An 18,582-nucleotide genomic window follows, 5' to 3' on the forward strand; every position below is an offset into this window, starting at 1 on the left:
GTTGCTTCCTCCTCTAACTTAAAACGTCGCTTTTTACTATACTATAATTCCAATTGTTTGCATAGATGATAATAGATGAAAAACGAGCCCGACGTAAGATCGGACCCGTTTTTCCGGAAATGATTATCCGAGTTGCTTGACTGTCGCTAAAACGTTCTCAACAGACATGCCGTATTCTTTCAAGAGGAAGTCTCCAGGAGCAGATGCGCCGAAACGATCGATTCCGATGACTTGTCCTTCTGTTCCTACATATTTGTACCAACCGAGTGAAGCCCCTGCTTCGATTGCTACACGTTTCGTGATGTGTTTCGGAAGAACTGATTCTTTGTACTCTGCTGACTGTGCTTCGAATACTTCCCATGATGGAAGCGAAACGACAGCTACTGATTCACCAAGTTCTTTTTGTGCTTCAACAAGAAGGTGCACTTCTGAACCCGTACCGAGCAAGAGTGTATCAGCTTTCGTGACGTCACCAGCGATGACATAACCACCTTTTTCAGCGCCTTCCGTCGTCGTGCCTTCAAGTTCAGGAAGACCTTGACGTGTCAAGACGAGAAGTGTTGGTTTGTCTTTTGCTTGTACCGCTGTTTTCCATGCTGCGATTGTCTCTTTTCCGTCTGCTGGGCGGTAGATCGTGACGTTCGGCATTGCACGGAAGCTCATCAAGTGTTCGACTGGCTCGTGTGTTGGACCATCTTCACCGACAGCAATCGAGTCGTGTGTCAGAACGAAGATTGATGGAAGTCCCATTAATGCTGCTAAACGAACAGCTGGACGGAGGTAATCCGAGAAGACGAAGAATGTCGCACCGTAAGGAATGACGCCGCCGTGAAGTGCCATACCGTTGACAGCTGCTGCCATTGCGAATTCACGTACACCGAACCAGATGTTACGACCGCTTGGGTCGATATCGAAGTCTGCTTCGCCTTTGAGCATCGTGTTGTTCGATCCTGCAAGGTCAGCTGAACCACCGAACAATGTCGGAACGTTCTTCGCAAGACCGTTCAAGACTTCACCACTCGTTTGACGTGTCGCTTTTTTCGATGACAAGTCGTACGTCGGAAGATCTGCTTCCCAGTTGCTTGGCAATTCGTTTGCGATTGCGCGAACGAGTTCAGCATGCAATTCTGGGTGCGCTGCTTCGTATTGTTTCATCGTCTCGTTCCAAGCGTCTTCTGCAGAAGCACCGCGTTGGACGATCCGCTCGTCAAACAATGATTTGACTTCTTCAGGAACGTAGAACTCTTCGTGATCCCAAATGTAGCTAGCTTTCGTCAACTTGATTTCTGCTTCACCGAGTGGTGCACCGTGAGAAGCCGACTTCCCTGATTTGTTCGGTGAACCGAAACCGATGACTGTCTTGACTTCGATCAATGTCGGTTTTGTCGTCTCTGCTTGTGCCGCCGCGATTGCTTTCGAAATCGAATCGATATCCGTTCCGTCTTCTACGCGAATGACTTGCCAGTTGTACGCTTCGAAGCGCTTCTGGACGTTTTCAGAGAATGATTTATCAAGATCGCCGTCAAGTGAGATATCGTTTGAATCGTACAATACGACCAATTTACCAAGACCAAGGTGACCTGCGAGTGAAGCCGCCTCAGCTGAGACACCTTCCATTAAGTCTCCATCTCCACAAATTCCGTATGTGAAGTGATCGACGACGTTGAGATCGTCACGGTTGTATTTTGCTTCAAGATGACGTTCTGCCATCGCCATACCAACTGCCATTGCGATCCCTTGACCAAGTGGACCTGTTGTCGCATCTACACCAGCCGTGTGACGGTATTCCGGGTGACCTGGTGTTTTTGATCCCCATTGACGGAATGATTTAAGATCATCCATTGATAGATCATATCCCGATAGGTGGAGGAGTGAGTAGAGAAGCATCGAACCGTGTCCGGCTGAAAGTACAAAACGGTCGCGGTTGAACCATTCTGGATTTTTAGGGTTGTGGTTCATATGATCCGCCCAAAGCGAGAATGCCATCGGCGCTGCTCCCATTGGCATACCTGGGTGACCCGAGTTCGCCTTTTGTACGGCATCAATCGATAAGGTACGAATCGTATTAATTGCTAATTGTTCTACTGTCGTCATGTTCGTCAAAACAATCATCCTCTCTCTTTTTCACAAATTCCTACTCATTTTAGCACACTCTTAAATGTGATACAACTTTTCTAAATAGTATGTCACATTAAAATGAATGCGCTATCTATAGCCGTTCTATCGACTCATACAGGATGCATGAATTGATGAAAGATCGTTATTAAGATGTATTGCTATCGTACAATGTTTCCTATCTAACCAATCTAACAAAAAAAGAGATCCACCGATTGGGGACCTCTTCCTTACTATAGAAGAAATAAACGATTATTGTTTATTCCGTTCTTCTTCTTGTGCTTGTTTCAATTTCTCTGGTGTTACGTCCGTTCCTTCTTCATCGACGATTTTCATGCCCATGAGTTGGTTTTTGAACGATCCACGGAATGCTGCGAGATACGCTGCACGTAACTCTTTTTGCTCTGCGGTTTCGGCTTCTGATAACGGCTCGACTTTTGATTTATTCGCTAATGCATTGATTCGATCTAATTGCTCTTGTGATAACATGGAATCCCTCTTTCTGTACGACTCAAACTTGAGTTATTCAATTGTATCCTTACTTTAAAATAGGCTATAAAAAAAAGCAAGTTAACCGCGTCAGTCGACGGGTAACTTGCTTTTCATTCCGGGCTAGGTGTCAGTTCGCGGTATTCAAGATATCGACGATTGACCGTTGCCTTTGAAATATCATGTCCCATCCCGCGAAGCGTAATGGCGATATCTGAAAACGTCAGTCCGAGTTCACGGAGGCGTACGATTTCTTCGATCGGTACGTCCTTTCGACTACGCCCAGCGTTCTCTCCTTGGCGATTCAGATTTCGTTCCGGACGAAAGCCTTGTTCGACAGCTCGCCGCATGCCGCGCGCGATTTTTGCATTATGCAGTTTCCGTTGATATTCTTCCACCAGTGAGACGATCTCAAGGACCATCGCTTCTGCATCAGCAAGCTGGTATTCTCCATCAGAATCAAGTGTCATCAACCGAACACCGTGCTTCTTAAACGTGTGCAAAATAGCGATTTTCGCATTCCCTCGACCAATCCGTGTGTCATCCGTCACGAGTACCGCATCTACCGCATCACGTGTCACATGGTCAAGAACCGTCAGCATCCCTTCCCGATCGACGTCATATCCACTCTCTTTTTCAGAGACGACATCCACGACATCAAAACCCTTTTGAGACGCGACCTTCGAAAGCTCCATCCGTTGGCGTTCGATCGAACTATCTTGTGCTTCTTTTTCGGTCGACACCCGACAATAAATCACGACCTTCATCGTACCTCACATCCCTGTTCGTTCTTTCACAACTTTTCCATTTTGTCATTGTTGTGCGATTGGTACAACGATTTTGCTTTTTGAGATGACGTGTTTTGTCTCGACATCATTATTTTTAATCAACCAGTTGACGTATTCTTCATCTGACATCGAACCGTCATTGTAGACTTCAGCAATTTGTTCGACTGTGGCGTTCTCATCGACAGTAACGGAAGCAGTCATTAGTTGCGCCACTTTTTCATCCGGGCGCGGTGTGAGTAAAAAGATCACGAAGGCAATACTTAAGGCATAGAAGAGAATTGAAAAAGCATGAGTACGAATCGTATGAATCATCATGAATCCCTCCAAATATGAAATGAATGAGTTAGAATAAATGTTCGCGGAACAATTGTTCGCATAACTCATAATAAACACAGAACCCGTGTTCGGTCAACACAAAATGTCGAACAATTGTTTGTACGCTCATTTGTTCTATGTTATAGTGAATCTAGAAACATATATTCTTACATTTCAAACTTCAATCCAGAAAGAGGTGGCAATTCGTATGCGGAAAATGTCTAAGCGCCAACAAGAGATTCTCGACTACATCGTCTCTGAAGTGAAACTGAAGGGGTATCCACCATCAGTTCGTGAAATCGGAGAAGCAGTCGGACTCGCGTCTAGCTCGACGGTACACGGTCATTTGGATCGACTCGAGAAACGGGGAATGATTCGCCGTGACCCGACGAAACCACGTGCGATTGAGATATTGCTTGATAAGCCTGAAGAAATCACGGAAGCCATCGTCCATGTTCCCGTCATCGGGAAAGTCACAGCGGGTCTTCCGATTACAGCGATTGAAAATATCGAAGAACAGTTCCCGCTCCCTGCACATTATGTAGGAAACGAAACGGTCTTCATGTTGACGATCGATGGTGAATCGATGATTAATGCAGGTATTCTTGACGGCGATCGTGTCATCGTGCGCCAACAAAACACAGCAGAAAACGGAGAAATCGTCGTAGCTATGACCGAAGATAGCGAAGCGACGGTGAAACGGTTCTTCTTAGAAGATCAACAGGTACGTTTACAACCAGAAAATGACTCGATGGATCCGATGTATTTCGATAATGTCTCCATTCTTGGTAAGGTAATCGGCGTGTATCGGACGATTCATTGACGGAGGGACCAGTTACGACTGGTCTTTTTTCATGCCTTCAGGAAATGTACATGATACCGTCAATACCGTCGCACTGACGGGTTACGTTGCGTATTCGGTCGCAACGCAACAAACCGATTGGTTACCAACCGCCATCGGTATCGCTGTCGGTACCCTTTGGTTGTCACCCGACCTCGATTTAAAGTCAGAACCTTATTATCGCTTTGGACCATTTCGAGTCTTGTGGATGCCGTATGTCAAGATCATGCCTCACCGATCGATCTGGTCGCATGGACTGATCATCGGAGACATCATTCGGCTTCTTTATAGTGCTGCGATTCTGATTCCGCTACTATTTTTAAGTCTATATTTTCAGGTTCTTGATTCTGCTACGATTGATTCGTGGTTCGCTTCCCTGCCAGCTTTTGTTATTGGCATCATCGTAGCCAGCACGATTCATATCCTACTAGATTATTCCAGCAGTTGGTTTCGACCTAAAAAAAGAAAAAAACGTCGTCGGTAACACCTCTTTTGCTTGCTTGCAGGCAGTAAGAGGTGTTTTCTTATCCACTTTTACGTATCTTTAAACATCAAAATAAAAAATTTCCATTCCTATATTTCAATTATATGTATTGAAAACGTTCTCAAATCGGAGTAATTTAAAGTAGAAAGGCCATTATCTGCTTTAATCCAAAGGGAGGGTTTTTGCATGAATAACTTTGTATTGGAAATGATCGGTACGATGATCCTCATCCTGCTCGGGGATGGAGTCGTCGCCGGTGTCGTCTTGAAAAAGACGAAATCGGAAAACAGCGGATGGATCGTCATCACGTTCGCTTGGGGTCTTGCCGTCATGACAGGAGCATTCGTAGCTGCTGAAAGTGGAGCACACTTGAACCCCGCATTGACGATCGCACTTGCTTTGAACTCTGACCTACCGTGGGCAGACGTTCCGATCTACATTGCCGGACAACTTGTCGGAGCTTTCATCGGCGCCATTCTCGTTTGGCTTCATTACATGAAACATTTTGAAGCGACTGATGATCAAGCTGCAAAACTCGGTGTGTTCGCAACAGGTCCAGCGATTCGTCATACGCCGTCGAACTTGATTTCTGAGATCATCGGGACATTCGTTCTCGTCTTCGGTATCTTGGCACTCGGTTTAACGACGTTCGGAGACGGCTTAAAACCACTCATCGTCGGTTTACTCGTCGTCGTCATCGGTCTATCGCTCGGTGGTACAACAGGGTATGCCATCAACCCGGCTCGTGACCTTGGACCGCGTATTGCGCACGCTATCCTACCAATTCCGAATAAAGGTTCATCTGACTGGGGCTATTCATGGATTCCTGTCGTTGGTCCAATCATCGGTGGAGCGATTGCCGTGTTCATCTATCAATTAATCTACTAAGATCACGTCTCACTAACACATACCGCTCAAGGGGGATTTCGAAATGGAAAACAAGTATATCCTAGCACTCGACCAAGGTACGACAAGCTCACGTGCGATCATCTTCGATCACGATGGGAAAATCGTCAACTCGGCACAACGGGAATTCAAACAGTACTTCCCGCAACCAGGCTGGGTCGAACATGATGCAAACGAAATCTGGGGTTCGATTCTTGCTGTCATGGCTGAAGCACTCGGTACAGCAGATATCAAACCTGAGCAAATCGCTGGAATCGGCATCACGAACCAACGTGAAACGACAGTCGTCTGGAACAAAGAAACAGGCAGACCCGTCTATCACGCACTCGTTTGGCAATCGCGTCAAACGTCTGGTATCTGTGATGACTTAAAAGAACAAGGATTGAACCAGAAATTCCGCGATAAGACAGGACTTTTGATTGATGCCTACTTCTCTGGGACGAAAGTCAAATGGATCCTCGATAATGTCGAAGGTGCGCGTGAACAGGCGGAAAACGGTGAATTGCTCTTCGGTACGATCGATACGTGGCTCGTTTGGAAACTGTCTGGTGGAAAAACGCACATCACGGACTACACGAACGCTTCACGGACGTTGATGTACAATATCTACGAACAAAAATGGGATGAAGAGTTACTCGATATCCTCAGTGTTCCTGCTTCCATGTTGCCAGAAGTTCGTCAGTCGAGTGAAGTCTACGACAAAACGGTACCGTATCATTTCTTCGGTTACGAAGTGCCCATCGCTGGTATTGCGGGTGACCAACAAGCCGCACTCTTCGGTCAAACGTGCTTTGAAGCAGGTGAAGGGAAAAACACATACGGAACAGGTTGCTTCATGCTCATGAATACGGGTGAGAAAGCTGTTTCTTCTGATCACGGTCTTTTGACAACGATCGCTTGGGGCGTCGATGGAAAAGTGGAATATGCGCTGGAAGGTTCAATCTTCGTCGCTGGTTCTGCGATCCAGTGGCTCCGTGATGGACTCCGGATGCTGAAAAATGCGAAAGATTCAGAAGGTTACGCAACGAAAGTCGACTCAACAGACGGTGTTTATGTCGTTCCTGCCTTCGTTGGTCTCGGTGCGCCATACTGGGATTCAGATGTTCGTGGCGCAATCTTCGGGTTAACACGAGGAACAGATAAAGAGCATTTCGTTCGGGCAACGCTTGAATCACTCGCTTATCAAACACGCGATGTATTGACAGCGATGGAACAAGATTCTGGTATCGAACTGAAGACACTTCGTGTCGACGGTGGTGCAGTAGCGAATAACTTCTTGATGCAGTTCCAATCGGACATCCTCGGCGTTCCTGTCGATCGTCCAGAAATTAACGAAACGACAGCACTCGGTGCAGCCTACCTGGCTGGATTAGCTGTTGGTTACTGGAAAGATAAAGCGGAGATCAAAAAACAATGGAAACTGGATCACCAGTTCAAACCAGAGATGAAAGAAGACGATCGTGAACAACGCTATGCTGGATGGCAAAAAGCGGTGGAAGCGACTATGGTCTTCAAACCATCGAAATAAAACAATTAACCCGGTCCCTTTTGCAGAGGGACCGGGTTTTCACTGTCTTATAAAAACTACAATAAAGTCATTTTAAAAGTCATTTTTCTAACACCAAACTCAAAAGTGTCGCCTCAGCACATACATCATAATTCTTTGTGCTACTCTTTCGCATAGAGGAGTTCACATGTATTCCTTTCCATATATAATGTGGATCACTCATTTTTCTCTAGCATGATCATGTCGATCGCCTGTATTCCGTTCTCCCAGATTTCCTCTGGATACGACCGAAAAAAATCTTTTTTTATATCATATAGCCGGAAACCAAGCTTTTGGTAGAAAGCTAAATTATCAATACTCGAATTAGCCGTTCCTACGATGAAATGATGATACTCTTGTTCCATATATTGTTCGAGCGTTAATGAGATGATCCTCTTTCCTAACCCTTGACCCTGTTGTTCTTTTTTGATGGCGACGTTTTTTATTTCCATTGTATCTTGATTAATTTTGGTCATAGCAATAACACCCACTACATGCCCAGATGAATCTTCGAGATAATACAGGTCACCGTTAGGTAAATATTCATAAATCTTATCGATAGATTCATCAGCCAGTAATAATAAGGGGATGAATGTCTGCTTTTTGGTTTCAGTGTCTGCTTTCCTTAACGTATAACTCAAGAACTCACCTCATTCTTTACATTCTTTTACTGTCCTATTTATGTACATGCATTATGATAACAATTTTCATAGCACCATTTCATTCAGATATGAAAGAATCCCCATTGCATTGAAGCAAAGGGGATTTGATCCTTATTTGCTAAACTCTTTTTTCAATCCGTCTTCAATCTCATCAACGGATTTCGACTGTCCGCTAAGAACAGCTGCTAAAAACGCGCCTTCGACGAGTGGTGCGTCGATAAACCGAACCGTCCGTTCGCCACTGTATAGTTCAAGGGCCAGTTCCGTGTTCATCGTCGCAGAACCGATATCCGTTAAAACGACTCCATCATCGTCCAGTGTATTCAGTGTTTCTTCGATTCGCGTCGCGTCCGTTCCAATGCTACCGTCCTCAAGACCTGCTGCTATTAAGACTGGCGTATCCGGTGCCATCTCTGCTAACAGTTCCTTTAGTCCAGTCGCAAGCTTTTCACTATGGGAAACGAGTACAAGATTAACCATGAAGCACCTCCGCGATTTCGCCGAGTAACAACGCACTCGATAGACTACCTGGGTCCTGGACGCCTTCCGTCGCTTCACCGAAGTAAGACGCACGCCCTTTCGTTGCGATGCGCGCTTTCGTATCAGCAAGCGCTTGATCGATTGCCGCTTTCAAATCCCCTTCTTGCGAGAGCGCCTCTTGAAACGGTGTCCAAATATCGACCATCGTCTTTTGACCGAATTCCGATTTCCCACGCGATTTGATGCCTTCCGTCGCTTCATGGAAAGCATCCGCGAGTTCTGCACCTTCAACTTCTGTTTTCCCTTTGAACGCACCAGCGAACTTAACGAATGCCGTGCCGTACAAAGGACCGGATGCCCCACCGACCGTCTTGATCAGCGTCATCCCGACCTCTTTCGATAAAGCTCCTAAGTCCTCATACTCGCCGTGTTCTTCTAACGTCTTTTGGACTGCTTGGAAGCCACGTGACATATTGATCCCGTGGTCCCCGTCCCCGATTTCCCGGTCAAGGTCCGTCAATTCATCCTTGTGCTGTTCAATCTGTTCCGCTGCTTTGATGAGCGCGCTTCGTAACTGTTCCGTCGTCAACTTCATCTTTGTACACCCCGTTTATCTAAATTAGAATCCAATCGCTTTCGTTTCTGCATCGAGATACCCAAGCAGTTCATCATCCACTGGTAAGAGCGTGATTGAGAATCCGTGCATCTCGAGCGACGTCATATAGTTTCCAACGAACGAACGGGCAATCTCGTAACCGTGTGCCTGAAGTTCTTCCGCGACGTATTTATACGTGATATACAGTTCGGATTCTGGCGTTCCACCCATCCCATTCACCATGACGGCGACTTTTTTGTCTGGTACCTCTTTCGTCAGACGATCGAGCAACTCTTTGACGATCGCATCAACGGAAGCGACCGCTTTTCGTTCAAGTCCTTTTTCACCATGGATGCCGATTCCGATTTCCATCTCGTCGTCATGCAACTCAAAGCCTGGTTTGCCACTCTCTGGCATGTAACATGGTGAGAGTGCCATTCCGATCGAACGAACGCCCTGGATGACTTTTTCCGCAACTGCTTTGACTTCACTCAGTGATTTCCCTTCTGCAGCCGCAGCTCCGGCAATCTTATGGACGAAGACCGTTCCCGCAACCCCACGACGATCCTCTTCCTTTTTGATCGCGATGTCATCATTGACGACGACCGTGTCGACTTCGATGTCCTCGAGTTCAGCGAGTTCCTTTGCCATATCGAAGTTCATGACATCACCCGAGTAGTTCTTGACGACGAGTAAGACACCTTTTCCACCATGAGCTGCCTTGATGCCTTCGAGCACCATGTCCGGTGTCGGTGACGTGAAGACTTCCCCACAAACAGCCGCAGCAAGCATACCATCCCCAACGAATCCAGCATGTGCGGGTTCATGCCCACTTCCCCCACCAGAAACGAGTCCGACTTTTCCATCAAGCGGCACTTTCCGTGCGACGACATTAACACCTTCGACCTTTTTATACAAATCAGGGTGAGCTAGTACGAGTCCGTCGACCATGTCTGAAACGAACCGGTTTGAATCTTTCATTAATTTGTGCATGAAAAACGCTCCTTTACCTAACTGATTTTGCCGTACCACTTAGTCTTTACCACCAAATCAAGTCGAATATGTCGAAAAAAATGATGAAAATATTGACCAGTTGGTGACGTTATTCCGCATGAGTGCTATGCTCTTAAAAAAGAGGAGGAATCGAATGTCATCAGCCTTTCAAGCAGGTGTCCGTGCCTGTCTACCCACTGTCCTCGGATATATCGGCATCGGCTTCTCAGCTGGGATCGTCGGTCGTGCCTCCGGCTTATCCCCTCTTGAAGTCGGATTCATGTCCGTCTTCATCTATGCCGGCGCCGCTCAGTTTATCATCACGAGTCTCTTACTATTAAATAGTCCTGCTTCTGCCATCATTCTGACGACGTTCATCGTCAATCTCAGGCACTTGTTAATGAGTCTGACGCTTGCGCCACATGTTGAGACACGTCATCTCCGCGACCGCCTCGGTACCGGAACGCTACTAACGGATGAGTCGTTCGCTGTCGCGATGAACACTGCGCAAAAAGGGAAGCTCTCCCCGTCCTTCATGCATGGCTTGAATCTGACTGCTTACTTCAGCTGGATCGTCGCAACCGTTCTCGGCGCCCTTGTCGGCAGCTGGTTTCCTGATCCTGAGCGCTTCGGTCTCGATTTTGCCCTGACAGCGATGTTCATCGGCTTATTGTACTTACAGTTTGAAGGGGAACGTTCCCGTATTGCCGTGAATAGTTGCCTTTTACTGATTGTCTTACTATTGCTTTACATAACCATGCGCTACTTTTCTCCAGAAGTCGCCGTTCTTTGCGCGACGCTCGGTGGCGCAAGTATAGGAGTCGTGATCACACGATGGAAATCCGCCCAGAATTAATTGCTCTTTTTTTAGCTTGTGGACTCGTCACATGGATTCCACGCGTCTTACCGTTTCTCGTCCTTCATGGACTGACGTTACCGCGCCTCGTAACAGAATGGCTCTCGTTCATTCCGGTCTGCCTGCTTGGAGCCCTCTTTTTTCAGAATCTCCTCATCGCTCAAGATGAGGCGTTTCCGACGGTTTCGACGCTTCATGTCTTCGCTGCCCTCCCGACCATGGCGGTCGCGATTTTCAGTAAAAGTTTATCCTGGACGGTCGTGACTGGTGTTATCACGATGGCGTTTCTACGATTGTATCTATAAGCAAGTCATTCATCTTTAGCCTATTTCGATGCATCTCTTGTGTTATCCTTATAATAGAAATAAATGGATAGTGAAGGAGGTCCTGATATGCCAAATAAGCAGTTCATACCCTATTTGATATTGCTGTGCGCCATTTTTCTAATCGCGAGTCAAATGGATCTACCTTATATGCTAAAACAAGGACTGGTCGTGCTGTACGTCGTCGCCTATTTCGGTACGATGATTGTTTCTCGCAAAATGAAGGTCAGGGATCATAAACAATGACTCGAAAAAATCCCCTCTGGTCTTAAGAGACTAGAGGAGATTTTTGTGTTCACGTATTTGCTTGTACGTCCTGATAATCCGATTGATGTTCAAACTCTTTTTTCGCAAACGGACATAACGGTAACAGCTTGACGTTTGCTTCTCGTGCCCAGTTGACGATCTCGGCAACGAGTTGTTCCCCAATCTGTTGATTGCGGTGCGCGGGATCGACGTATGTGTGATCAATGATCCACATGCCGTTGTTCGTGTCGCTATAAGTGATTTCCCCAATCACTTCACCTTCCTGATGGACTTCGATTTTACGTTCCGCTCGTTTCAGCTCCATTTGCTTCCCTCCGTTCGTAAGATAAGGCGCCGCTCGGACAACCGTCGACGACCCGCATGACGTCTTCGACCGGCGCCCCGTCCGCTTCAATCCACGGACGCCGCTTGACATCAAAGACAGTTGGTAGACTTTGTACACAATGACCAGAGTGAATGCAGACTTCCGAATCAAAATAGACCGTAATCTCTTTGCCTTCATATCCTTTTTTCATGATGTATCGTCTCCCTTTCTTTGTACTCTTGTATCTTTCCACATCCTTGACTCAATCCCTGTCGACGCTATGAAAAAAGCACTTCCGGACAGAAGTCCAGAAGTGCTTGAGTTGGATTAGAACAAGACCATGTACTGATCGCGTTCCCATTCCGTGACTTGCGTCCGGAACATATCCCATTCGATTTCTTTCAATTCAACGAAGTGTTCTGCGATGTGATCGCCGAGAGCGTGCATGACGACGTCATCCGCTTTCAAGACTTCGAGTGCGTGGCTGAGTGTTGATGGAAGATCATCAATTCCGTTTGCAACACGTTCCGGTTTGTCCATGACGTAGATGTTACGGTCGATTGGAGCCGGTGCTTTCAAGTTGTTCTTGATTCCGTCAAGACCTGAAGCGAGCAATGTCGCAAGCGCAAGGTACGGGTTCGCTGCTGGGTCGACTGAACGAACTTCGATCCGAGTCGAGAGTCCACGTGCTGCAGGAACACGGACGAGTGGTGAACGGTTACGTGCTGACCATGCGACGTAGCAAGGTGCTTCGTAGCCAGGAACAAGACGTTTGTATGAGTTGACTGTCGGGTTACAAACCGCCGTGAACGCACGAGCGTGTTTGAGGATACCTGCCGTGAAGGCACGTGCATCATCCGACAATTGCATGTCTTCGTTGCCTTCATCGAAGAAGACATTCTCGTTGCCTTTGAAGAGCGACATGTTCGCGTGCATTCCTGATCCATTGACACCGAAGAGTGGTTTTGGCATGAATGTCGCGTGCAAGTTGTGCTTCGCAGCGATCGTCTTGACGACGAGTTTGAACGTTTGGATGTTATCCGCTGTCGTGATCGCATCCGCATATTTGAAGTCGATTTCGTGTTGACCTGGAGCAACTTCATGGTGTGATGCTTCGATTTCAAAGCCCATGTTCTCGAGCTCGATGACGATCTCTTTACGGCAGTTTTCGCCGAGGTCGACTGGTGCGAGGTCGAAGTATCCACCTTGGTCGTTCAATTCAAGTGTCGGACGACCTTTTTCATCTTTCTTGAAGAGGAAGAATTCTGGCTCTGGTCCAACGTTGAATGATGAGAAACCGAGCTCTTCCATCTCTTTAAGTACCCGTTTGAGCTGACCACGTGGGTCTCCTGCGAACGGCGTGCCATCCGGATTGTGGATGTCACAGATTAAACGTGCAACTTTCCCTGTTCCATCTTCTGTCCATGGGAAGACGACCCATGTGTTCAAGTCTGGGAAGAGATACATATCTGATTCTTCGATCCGGACGAATCCTTCGATCGATGAACCATCGAACATCATTTTGTTATCAAGTGCTTTTTCCAATTGGCTTACTGGAATCTCAACGTTCTTGATCGTTCCGAGGATATCTGTGAACTGTAAGCGAATAAAGCGTACATCCTCAGCTTTAGCGATTTTCAAAATGTCTTCTCGTGTAATGTTGCGACGTGTCATGTGACAAATCCCCTCTCCGATTCGTTTTTATATGGTTACAGGTCCTTACTTGAAGAAACGCCCGAGCTCACCTTGGATGAGCGACGTCTTTCCATGTCGTCCTGCTTCCTTCAATTCATTTTTCAGGAGTTTATACAATTCGCCGTCAGATAGTTCCGGGCGCGTCTCGACGACGCTCTCCGCAACGCGTTCGCGTTTGACGAGATCGTTTTCAAAAATCAATTTGATCCCTGCGATATTCAGTCCCTGATCCAGGTATTCCTTGATCGACAACAAGCGATCGACATCGTTGAACGAATAGAGGCGACGCTTCGTCTCTGTCCGCTCCGGTTTGATCAGTCCTTGTTCTTCGTAGTATCGGATCTGGCGGGCAGATAACGCGGTCAACTCTTGAACGACTCCGATGGGAAATAGTGGCTTGGACTGGCGTGATGAGTCTGCCATGTGGTTCCTCCTTTTTCCTTACTCCATGAGAATAAACCTCTGTCAGGCAACTTGTCAAGCGATGTAAGAAAAGTTAACACAACTTTTTTAATCACTTTACATGAAGTCGTTCAGAGGTCTTTTCACGAGATATTCTAGTATTAAACGTTTTTTTCTGGAATTAATTGTTTTTCCATCAAGTGATTGACGGCTGAGATGATGGCAATCTTAACGTGGCTATACGTCAAACCACCTTGGACGTACGCGGTATAGGGCGCACGGATCGGACCATCCGCTGACAACTCAATCGATGATCCTTGTACGAATGTTCCTGCTGCCATGATGACATCGTCCGCATATCCCGGCATATAATCCGGAATCGGTAACGCATGTGCATTGACGGGTGAAGCAGCTTGAATCGCTTGACAGAAGGCAATCATCGGCTCCGGCGCATGGAACGAAACCGATTGAATCAAATCCGTCCGTTCTGCCGTATGATGCGGTGCCGTATCAAAGCCGAACTGACCGAGCATGCTCGACGTGAACATCGCGCCCATCAACGCTTGGCTCACCGTATGTGGTGCCATATAGAAACCTTGATACATATCCGGAAGTGCCGATAACGATGGACCGGCTTCGGCGCCAATCCCTGGCGTCGTCATCCGGAACGATGCCCGTTCGATCAAGTCCGTTCGACCGACGAGATAACCGCCAGTCTTCGCAAGACCACCACCCGGATTCTTAATCAACGACCCTGCCATCAAGTCTGCCCCGACGTGCGTCGGTTCGATTGTCTCGACGAATTCACCGTAGCAGTTATCGACGAAGATCAGTACGTGCGGATGGACAGCTTTGATGGTGGCGATCGCTTCTCCGATCTCGTTGACCGGCAGACTACGTCGCGTCGCATAGCCTTTTGAACGCTGAATCCCGACGACCTTCGTCTGCGGTGTGATCCGTTCGAGAACGGCCGGTACGTCGATCGTCTCGGCGTTTTTCATCTCGACGACATCATACTGGACGCCCAGTTCCTTTAATGAACCGCGTCCGTCACCACGAATTCCGACGATCTCTTCAAGCGTATCGTATGGTTTTCCTGTGATATAGAGCAATTCGTCTCCTGGCAATAACAAACCGAACAACGCGATACCGATCGCATGGGTTCCGCTAATGATTTGCGGACGACAAAGACCGGCTTCCGCACCGAAGACATCGGCATAGATCCGTTCGAGCGTATCGCGTCCTTCATCGTTGTAGCCGTAACCTGTTGACGGCATGAAGTGAAAATCACTGACCTTGTGACGTCGGAACGCATCGAGGACACGGAATTGATTGTATTCCGCGACCTCTTGCGCTTTCTTGACGTACGGGGCGATTTGTTCCTCCGCCCGGTCAATGAGCGGACGGAGCGTTTCGTAATGGGTTAATTCTGAAAACATGTTTACACCTCGTATTGTTTCAATGTCGCGTATAGACGCGTATCTTTACGCAAGTAACCTTTTAGAATGACGGAACCATCTTCTTCGAACGATTCCTTCAAATTCATCATGACTTCTTTCGCCGGATTGTAATGGGCAAATCCGTCAACTGGAATGCGAATCTCGAGATACTCGAGGATTTCGCTGATCGAACGTTCGATCTCTTCGATCAAGCGCTCGATATCCTGCGGGTCAAGCGCAGAAATCAGCAGTTTTCCACCTGTGAACAAGCGGTTCAATTGATCCTTCTTGTTGTAGACTTCCAGTTGCGGAATGTCACCGGCACCGAGTTCATCGAGGACATCGTTCGTCGTCTGCATCTGATTCAAGTAATGCTCACTCGACGCATCAACGACATGGAGGATCAAGTCGGCTTCCAGCACTTCCTCGAGTGTCGAACGAAACGCCGCGATCAACTTCGTCGGGAGATCTTGAATGAAACCGACCGTATCCGTCAGGAGGATTTGACCACCTTCCGGCAAATCGACTTGACGTGTCAACGGATCAAGCGTCGCGAACAACTCATCCTTCTCGTATGTGTCGGCTTGTGTCAACCGGTTGAAGATCGTTGATTTGCCGGCATTCGTATAACCGACGAGCGCGATTTGGAATGTCTGGTTCTCTTTGCGACGTTCCCGGTAACGGGCACGGTGCGCGACGGATGTCTCGAGTTGTTTCGAGATCTCATCGACCCGACGCCGGATATGACGGCGGTCCGTCTCGAGTTTCGATTCACCTGGTCCACGCGTCCCGATTCCGCCACCAAGACGTGACAGTTGTGTTCCCTGCCCGGCAAGACGTGGTAAGAGATAACTCATCTGTGCCAGTTCGACCTGCAATTTCCCTTCGCGTGACTGGGCTCGACCAGCGAAGATATCGAGGATCAACTGCGTCCGGTCAATCAATTTGATGGCTTCCGGGTCCGACAAGGCGATCCGGATATTCTTCATCTGACCGGGCGTGACCTCGGCATTGAATATGATTAAATCAGGTTCAAGTTCGTCTGCTAAAGCAACGAGTTCTTCAACCTTTCCTTTTCCGATGAACGTACGGCGATCAATCGCTTGTCGTTTTTGATCCAGACGACCGACGACGACACCATGCGCAGTCGTTACGAGTGCTTCGAGCTCCGCGACCGATTCTTCATAGACATGGTCCGGGACACCGGGGAGCTGGCAACCAACGACGATGACGCGTTCTGACATAATATCATTCCTTTCACGAGTAAAGACGTACTGCGCCCTTTATCATACCACAGGCACCGGTTCGTCTGAACTTTTTTGGACAGGAAACATCCGTTCGGTTTATGATGGAAGAAAGATTACGATAAGGGGAGGAAAACCATGGCACGCGAACAGTCGTATACGCTTCCAGAGTTCATTGAACGCTATTTGTTTTATCTAACGACAAGTGGACGGCAACTTTCGACCGTCCGCCGCTATCGCTATGATTTAATCGAAGTCCATCGCTACATGACCGATGTCGACCAACCACTCGAGACGATCGACGATTTCAAGGCGATTTCGATCGAGACGTGGAAGACGTTCATCAATGAATACTTGATCGAAGAGAAACTCTACCAGCAAGCAACGGTTGCCCGGATCGTCACCGTCATCAATCAAGTCAATTATCAGATTCGACAAACGAAGGCGAAGCTGATTGAATACGCACAACCGACGCACGAATTGACGGCAAAACACGTCGCTTCCTTCAAGGAATATGAACAATTGGTCCGGACGAATCAATCCGATCGCGGCTTGACGGAACATCAATTGAAGGCACGTCCGTATTTGATCGATCGAAACGAATTGATTCTCCGTCTGTTTTATCGTTACGGTCTACGTGTCCATCACATCATTGGTTTGAAGATGCACGATCTCAATTTCGCTCAGCAAGAGATGACCGTTCATGACCGACTCGGCAACCGTTACCTGCTTCACCTCGAGCGGGAAGATCAAGACATCATGTTGCGTTACTTGAAGACGATTCCGGAGCCGGTCCGCCCCCGTTATAACAGTACCGACCCCTTTTTCGTCGCCTTCGACTTCGCTCGGATGACATTCCGCTGGGTCTACAGCAAAAATGCACCGAAGCAACTATCGATCGTCATGATCACGAAGATGATGCGTCAGCTGAATGAACGGTCCGATAACAAGCGGATCTTGACGCCGTCGATGTTACGCAACAGTTTCATCTTAAAAACGTATCAGGACGAGATGACGAAGGAAGAACGTCTGCAGAAGACATGCCTCTATAAGGATGTCTCGCTCCGACGTTATGAAGAGGCGGTCGAGGAACTGACACCGTTGTTGTAAAAAAATCATTAGGCTTGGATGTGACATAGATGACGATTCGAATGACTTATGATCAAGAAGCAGAAATGGGATATCTATATCTCTTCCCAGAAACATTTACTCCCGCGATTGAAGAAACTGACGAGCTAGAAGAAAATGAATTCCTCAACGTAGACGTTGATCAAGAGGGACGCATCGTCGGAATCGAATTTTTCAATGAAGAAGCGAATGTGATCCGCGCCGTCCATTCACAAGCATTCTTATACGCAGAACATACAGATCGTTTCTCGCTCCGATTGCAAAACACGATTCCGAAAAGTTCGTGTCACCTCCAAGGAGTTACGTTCTACTTTGCTGAAACCGATCATACCGGATTCATCGGACTTGATATCCTTGACTTAGAACGATATCTTGTCGACGTTCTTCGTACGCTTGCTCAGCCAGCGTATAAATAATGAAGTGAACAAAAAAAGACGACCCCCCGGTCGTCTTTTTTACTTAGCGAGAGACTTCTTGTGTCTCTTCTTGCTCATATAACGTCACGTTGCGCGCTGGTGCGAACGTCGAGATCGCGTGCTTGTAGATCAACTGCTGTTTGCCTTCGGACTCCAAGATGACCGTGAAGTTATCGAATGACTTGATCAGCCCCCGTAATTGATACCCGCTGATTAAGAAAACCGTTGTCGGGACTGCATCTTTCCGTAATTGATTTAAAAAGACGTCCTGAATGTTGTATGTCGCTTTCATGA

Annotated in this window: 24 protein-coding genes; 9 read left to right on the top strand and 15 right to left on the bottom strand. The window is 47.5% G+C overall.

Features of this window, described 5'->3' with window-relative positions:
- Positions 1–123 precede the first annotated feature (123 nt).
- The 4 genes from tkt to yneA all read right to left on the bottom strand — a co-directional run bounded on the left by tkt (position 124) and on the right by yneA (position 3,704).
- Positions 124–2,112: a transketolase gene (gene tkt, locus KNQ18_RS09180; protein WP_058704276.1), complete on the bottom strand. Its 1,989-nt coding sequence runs from the start codon at positions 2,110–2,112 to the stop codon at positions 124–126.
- A gap of 255 nt (positions 2,113–2,367) precedes the next feature.
- Positions 2,368–2,604 carry a DUF896 domain-containing protein gene (locus KNQ18_RS09185; protein ID WP_035398122.1) on the bottom strand — a complete coding sequence of 79 codons (237 nt, stop codon included), beginning with the start codon at positions 2,602–2,604 and terminating at the stop codon, positions 2,368–2,370.
- Positions 2,605–2,717: 113 nt separating this feature from the next.
- Positions 2,718–3,371, bottom strand: a complete 654-nt coding sequence (locus tag KNQ18_RS09190; RefSeq protein WP_029341251.1) for a YneB family resolvase-like protein — start codon at positions 3,369–3,371, stop codon at positions 2,718–2,720.
- Positions 3,372–3,416: 45 nt separating this feature from the next.
- Positions 3,417–3,704 carry a cell division suppressor protein YneA gene (gene yneA / locus KNQ18_RS09195; protein WP_023467771.1) on the bottom strand — a complete coding sequence of 96 codons (288 nt, stop codon included), beginning with the start codon at positions 3,702–3,704 and terminating at the stop codon, positions 3,417–3,419.
- A gap of 211 nt (positions 3,705–3,915) precedes the next feature.
- On the opposite strand from yneA, the gene lexA reads away from it, so the two are divergent.
- From lexA to glpK, 4 genes are all read left to right on the top strand, one after another.
- Positions 3,916–4,530, top strand: a complete 615-nt coding sequence (gene lexA, locus KNQ18_RS09200) for a transcriptional repressor LexA (protein WP_023467770.1) — start codon at positions 3,916–3,918, stop codon at positions 4,528–4,530.
- Positions 4,531–4,561: 31 nt separating this feature from the next.
- Positions 4,562–5,032: a metal-binding protein gene (locus KNQ18_RS09205; RefSeq protein WP_058704278.1), complete on the top strand. Its 471-nt coding sequence runs from the start codon at positions 4,562–4,564 to the stop codon at positions 5,030–5,032.
- Between the two features lie 186 nt (positions 5,033–5,218).
- Positions 5,219–5,920 carry an MIP/aquaporin family protein gene (locus KNQ18_RS09210; RefSeq protein WP_149427048.1) on the top strand — a complete coding sequence of 234 codons (702 nt, stop codon included), beginning with the start codon at positions 5,219–5,221 and terminating at the stop codon, positions 5,918–5,920.
- A gap of 43 nt (positions 5,921–5,963) precedes the next feature.
- The gene (glpK, locus tag KNQ18_RS09215) at positions 5,964–7,466 is read left to right on the top strand and encodes a glycerol kinase GlpK (RefSeq protein WP_215084609.1); all 1,503 of its coding nucleotides are present in this window, start codon (positions 5,964–5,966) and stop codon (positions 7,464–7,466) included.
- A gap of 194 nt (positions 7,467–7,660) precedes the next feature.
- Here the strand turns inward: glpK and KNQ18_RS09220 are convergent, their stop codons facing one another.
- The 4 genes from KNQ18_RS09220 to dhaK all read right to left on the bottom strand — a co-directional run bounded on the left by KNQ18_RS09220 (position 7,661) and on the right by dhaK (position 10,214).
- Positions 7,661–8,125 (bottom strand): GNAT family N-acetyltransferase, encoded by a 465-nt coding sequence (locus KNQ18_RS09220; protein WP_215084611.1) that lies wholly within the window; start codon positions 8,123–8,125, stop codon positions 7,661–7,663.
- Positions 8,126–8,257: 132 nt separating this feature from the next.
- Positions 8,258–8,626 carry a dihydroxyacetone kinase phosphoryl donor subunit DhaM gene (dhaM, locus tag KNQ18_RS09225; protein WP_023467765.1) on the bottom strand — a complete coding sequence of 123 codons (369 nt, stop codon included), beginning with the start codon at positions 8,624–8,626 and terminating at the stop codon, positions 8,258–8,260.
- A complete protein-coding gene (gene dhaL, locus KNQ18_RS09230) occupies positions 8,619–9,221 on the bottom strand; it encodes a dihydroxyacetone kinase subunit DhaL (RefSeq protein WP_029341247.1) in 603 nt (200 codons plus the stop codon). Before dhaL ends, dhaM begins: the two co-directional genes overlap by 8 nt.
- A 24-nt stretch (positions 9,222–9,245) precedes the next feature.
- Positions 9,246–10,214 (bottom strand): dihydroxyacetone kinase subunit DhaK, encoded by a 969-nt coding sequence (dhaK, locus tag KNQ18_RS09235; protein ID WP_023467763.1) that lies wholly within the window; start codon positions 10,212–10,214, stop codon positions 9,246–9,248.
- A gap of 154 nt (positions 10,215–10,368) precedes the next feature.
- Here dhaK and KNQ18_RS09240 point away from each other — a divergent pair, with 154 nt between their 5' ends.
- From KNQ18_RS09240 to KNQ18_RS09250, 3 genes are all read left to right on the top strand, one after another.
- Positions 10,369–11,070, top strand: coding sequence for an AzlC family ABC transporter permease (locus KNQ18_RS09240; protein WP_214804478.1), 702 nt, complete (start codon positions 10,369–10,371; stop codon positions 11,068–11,070).
- Positions 11,049–11,375 (top strand): AzlD domain-containing protein, encoded by a 327-nt coding sequence (locus KNQ18_RS09245; RefSeq protein WP_064300204.1) that lies wholly within the window; start codon positions 11,049–11,051, stop codon positions 11,373–11,375. Before KNQ18_RS09240 ends, KNQ18_RS09245 begins: the two co-directional genes overlap by 22 nt.
- An 87-nt stretch (positions 11,376–11,462) precedes the next feature.
- Positions 11,463–11,639 carry a hypothetical protein gene (locus tag KNQ18_RS09250; RefSeq protein ID WP_215084613.1) on the top strand — a complete coding sequence of 59 codons (177 nt, stop codon included), beginning with the start codon at positions 11,463–11,465 and terminating at the stop codon, positions 11,637–11,639.
- Between the two features lie 49 nt (positions 11,640–11,688).
- Here KNQ18_RS09250 and KNQ18_RS09255 read toward each other — a convergent pair whose 3' ends face one another.
- The 6 genes from KNQ18_RS09255 to hflX form a co-directional block, all read right to left on the bottom strand.
- On the bottom strand, positions 11,689–11,964 hold the full coding sequence (locus KNQ18_RS09255) for a GNAT family N-acetyltransferase (protein ID WP_149427043.1): 276 nt from the start codon (positions 11,962–11,964) through the stop codon (positions 11,689–11,691).
- On the bottom strand, positions 11,939–12,175 hold the full coding sequence (locus KNQ18_RS09260) for a (4Fe-4S)-binding protein (protein ID WP_058713286.1): 237 nt from the start codon (positions 12,173–12,175) through the stop codon (positions 11,939–11,941). The genes KNQ18_RS09255 and KNQ18_RS09260 overlap by 26 nt, the downstream gene beginning before the upstream one ends.
- 116 nt (positions 12,176–12,291) lie before the next feature.
- Entirely contained in the window at positions 12,292–13,638 is a 1,347-nt protein-coding gene (gene glnA / locus KNQ18_RS09265; protein ID WP_023467759.1) for a type I glutamate--ammonia ligase, read from the bottom strand.
- 45 nt (positions 13,639–13,683) lie between these two features.
- Positions 13,684–14,082 (bottom strand): MerR family transcriptional regulator, encoded by a 399-nt coding sequence (locus KNQ18_RS09270; protein ID WP_023467758.1) that lies wholly within the window; start codon positions 14,080–14,082, stop codon positions 13,684–13,686.
- Between the two features lie 140 nt (positions 14,083–14,222).
- Positions 14,223–15,500 carry a methionine gamma-lyase family protein gene (locus tag KNQ18_RS09275; protein WP_029341241.1) on the bottom strand — a complete coding sequence of 426 codons (1,278 nt, stop codon included), beginning with the start codon at positions 15,498–15,500 and terminating at the stop codon, positions 14,223–14,225.
- Positions 15,501–15,502: 2 nt separating this feature from the next.
- Complete coding sequence (gene hflX / locus KNQ18_RS09280; protein ID WP_034785946.1) at positions 15,503–16,744, bottom strand: GTPase HflX; 1,242 nt, start codon at positions 16,742–16,744, stop codon at positions 15,503–15,505.
- A gap of 138 nt (positions 16,745–16,882) precedes the next feature.
- On the opposite strand from hflX, the gene KNQ18_RS09285 reads away from it, so the two are divergent.
- Positions 16,883–17,854 (top strand): site-specific integrase, encoded by a 972-nt coding sequence (locus tag KNQ18_RS09285; RefSeq protein WP_047391156.1) that lies wholly within the window; start codon positions 16,883–16,885, stop codon positions 17,852–17,854.
- 29 nt (positions 17,855–17,883) lie between these two features.
- On the top strand, positions 17,884–18,288 hold the full coding sequence (locus KNQ18_RS09290; protein ID WP_149427041.1) for a DUF2283 domain-containing protein: 405 nt from the start codon (positions 17,884–17,886) through the stop codon (positions 18,286–18,288).
- A gap of 43 nt (positions 18,289–18,331) precedes the next feature.
- Here the strand turns inward: KNQ18_RS09290 and hfq are convergent, their stop codons facing one another.
- On the bottom strand, positions 18,332–18,580 hold the full coding sequence (gene hfq / locus KNQ18_RS09295; RefSeq protein ID WP_023467753.1) for an RNA chaperone Hfq: 249 nt from the start codon (positions 18,578–18,580) through the stop codon (positions 18,332–18,334).
- Between the last annotated feature and the right edge of the window lie 2 nt (positions 18,581–18,582).

The sequence above is a fragment of the Exiguobacterium sp. s78 genome, assembly GCF_018618985.1.
Taxonomy (GTDB): Bacteria; Bacillota; Bacilli; order Exiguobacteriales; family Exiguobacteriaceae; genus Exiguobacterium_A; species Exiguobacterium_A abrahamii.

Coding starts and splice junctions, on each gene's coding strand:
- dhaL (WP_029341247.1), bottom strand. CDS start 9,221: ATGAAGTTGACGACGGAACAGTTACGAAGCGCGCTCATCAAAGCAGCG.
- dhaM (WP_023467765.1), bottom strand. CDS start 8,626: ATGGTTAATCTTGTACTCGTTTCCCATAGTGAAAAGCTTGCGACTGGA.
- KNQ18_RS09270 (WP_023467758.1), bottom strand. CDS start 14,082: ATGGCAGACTCATCACGCCAGTCCAAGCCACTATTTCCCATCGGAGTC.
- KNQ18_RS09275 (WP_029341241.1), bottom strand. CDS start 15,500: ATGTTTTCAGAATTAACCCATTACGAAACGCTCCGTCCGCTCATTGAC.
- yneA (WP_023467771.1), bottom strand. CDS start 3,704: ATGATTCATACGATTCGTACTCATGCTTTTTCAATTCTCTTCTATGCC.
- KNQ18_RS09210 (WP_149427048.1), top strand. CDS start 5,219: ATGAATAACTTTGTATTGGAAATGATCGGTACGATGATCCTCATCCTG.
- KNQ18_RS09250 (WP_215084613.1), top strand. CDS start 11,463: ATGCCAAATAAGCAGTTCATACCCTATTTGATATTGCTGTGCGCCATT.
- KNQ18_RS09245 (WP_064300204.1), top strand. CDS start 11,049: ATGGAAATCCGCCCAGAATTAATTGCTCTTTTTTTAGCTTGTGGACTC.
- KNQ18_RS09260 (WP_058713286.1), bottom strand. CDS start 12,175: ATGAAAAAAGGATATGAAGGCAAAGAGATTACGGTCTATTTTGATTCG.
- lexA (WP_023467770.1), top strand. CDS start 3,916: ATGCGGAAAATGTCTAAGCGCCAACAAGAGATTCTCGACTACATCGTC.
- glnA (WP_023467759.1), bottom strand. CDS start 13,638: ATGACACGTCGCAACATTACACGAGAAGACATTTTGAAAATCGCTAAA.
- KNQ18_RS09185 (WP_035398122.1), bottom strand. CDS start 2,604: ATGTTATCACAAGAGCAATTAGATCGAATCAATGCATTAGCGAATAAA.
- KNQ18_RS09285 (WP_047391156.1), top strand. CDS start 16,883: ATGGCACGCGAACAGTCGTATACGCTTCCAGAGTTCATTGAACGCTAT.
- tkt (WP_058704276.1), bottom strand. CDS start 2,112: ATGATTGTTTTGACGAACATGACGACAGTAGAACAATTAGCAATTAAT.
- KNQ18_RS09290 (WP_149427041.1), top strand. CDS start 17,884: ATGACGATTCGAATGACTTATGATCAAGAAGCAGAAATGGGATATCTA.
- KNQ18_RS09240 (WP_214804478.1), top strand. CDS start 10,369: ATGTCATCAGCCTTTCAAGCAGGTGTCCGTGCCTGTCTACCCACTGTC.
- hfq (WP_023467753.1), bottom strand. CDS start 18,580: ATGAAAGCGACATACAACATTCAGGACGTCTTTTTAAATCAATTACGG.
- hflX (WP_034785946.1), bottom strand. CDS start 16,744: ATGTCAGAACGCGTCATCGTCGTTGGTTGCCAGCTCCCCGGTGTCCCG.
- dhaK (WP_023467763.1), bottom strand. CDS start 10,214: ATGCACAAATTAATGAAAGATTCAAACCGGTTCGTTTCAGACATGGTC.
- KNQ18_RS09255 (WP_149427043.1), bottom strand. CDS start 11,964: ATGGAGCTGAAACGAGCGGAACGTAAAATCGAAGTCCATCAGGAAGGT.
- glpK (WP_215084609.1), top strand. CDS start 5,964: ATGGAAAACAAGTATATCCTAGCACTCGACCAAGGTACGACAAGCTCA.
- KNQ18_RS09205 (WP_058704278.1), top strand. CDS start 4,562: ATGCCTTCAGGAAATGTACATGATACCGTCAATACCGTCGCACTGACG.
- KNQ18_RS09190 (WP_029341251.1), bottom strand. CDS start 3,371: ATGAAGGTCGTGATTTATTGTCGGGTGTCGACCGAAAAAGAAGCACAA.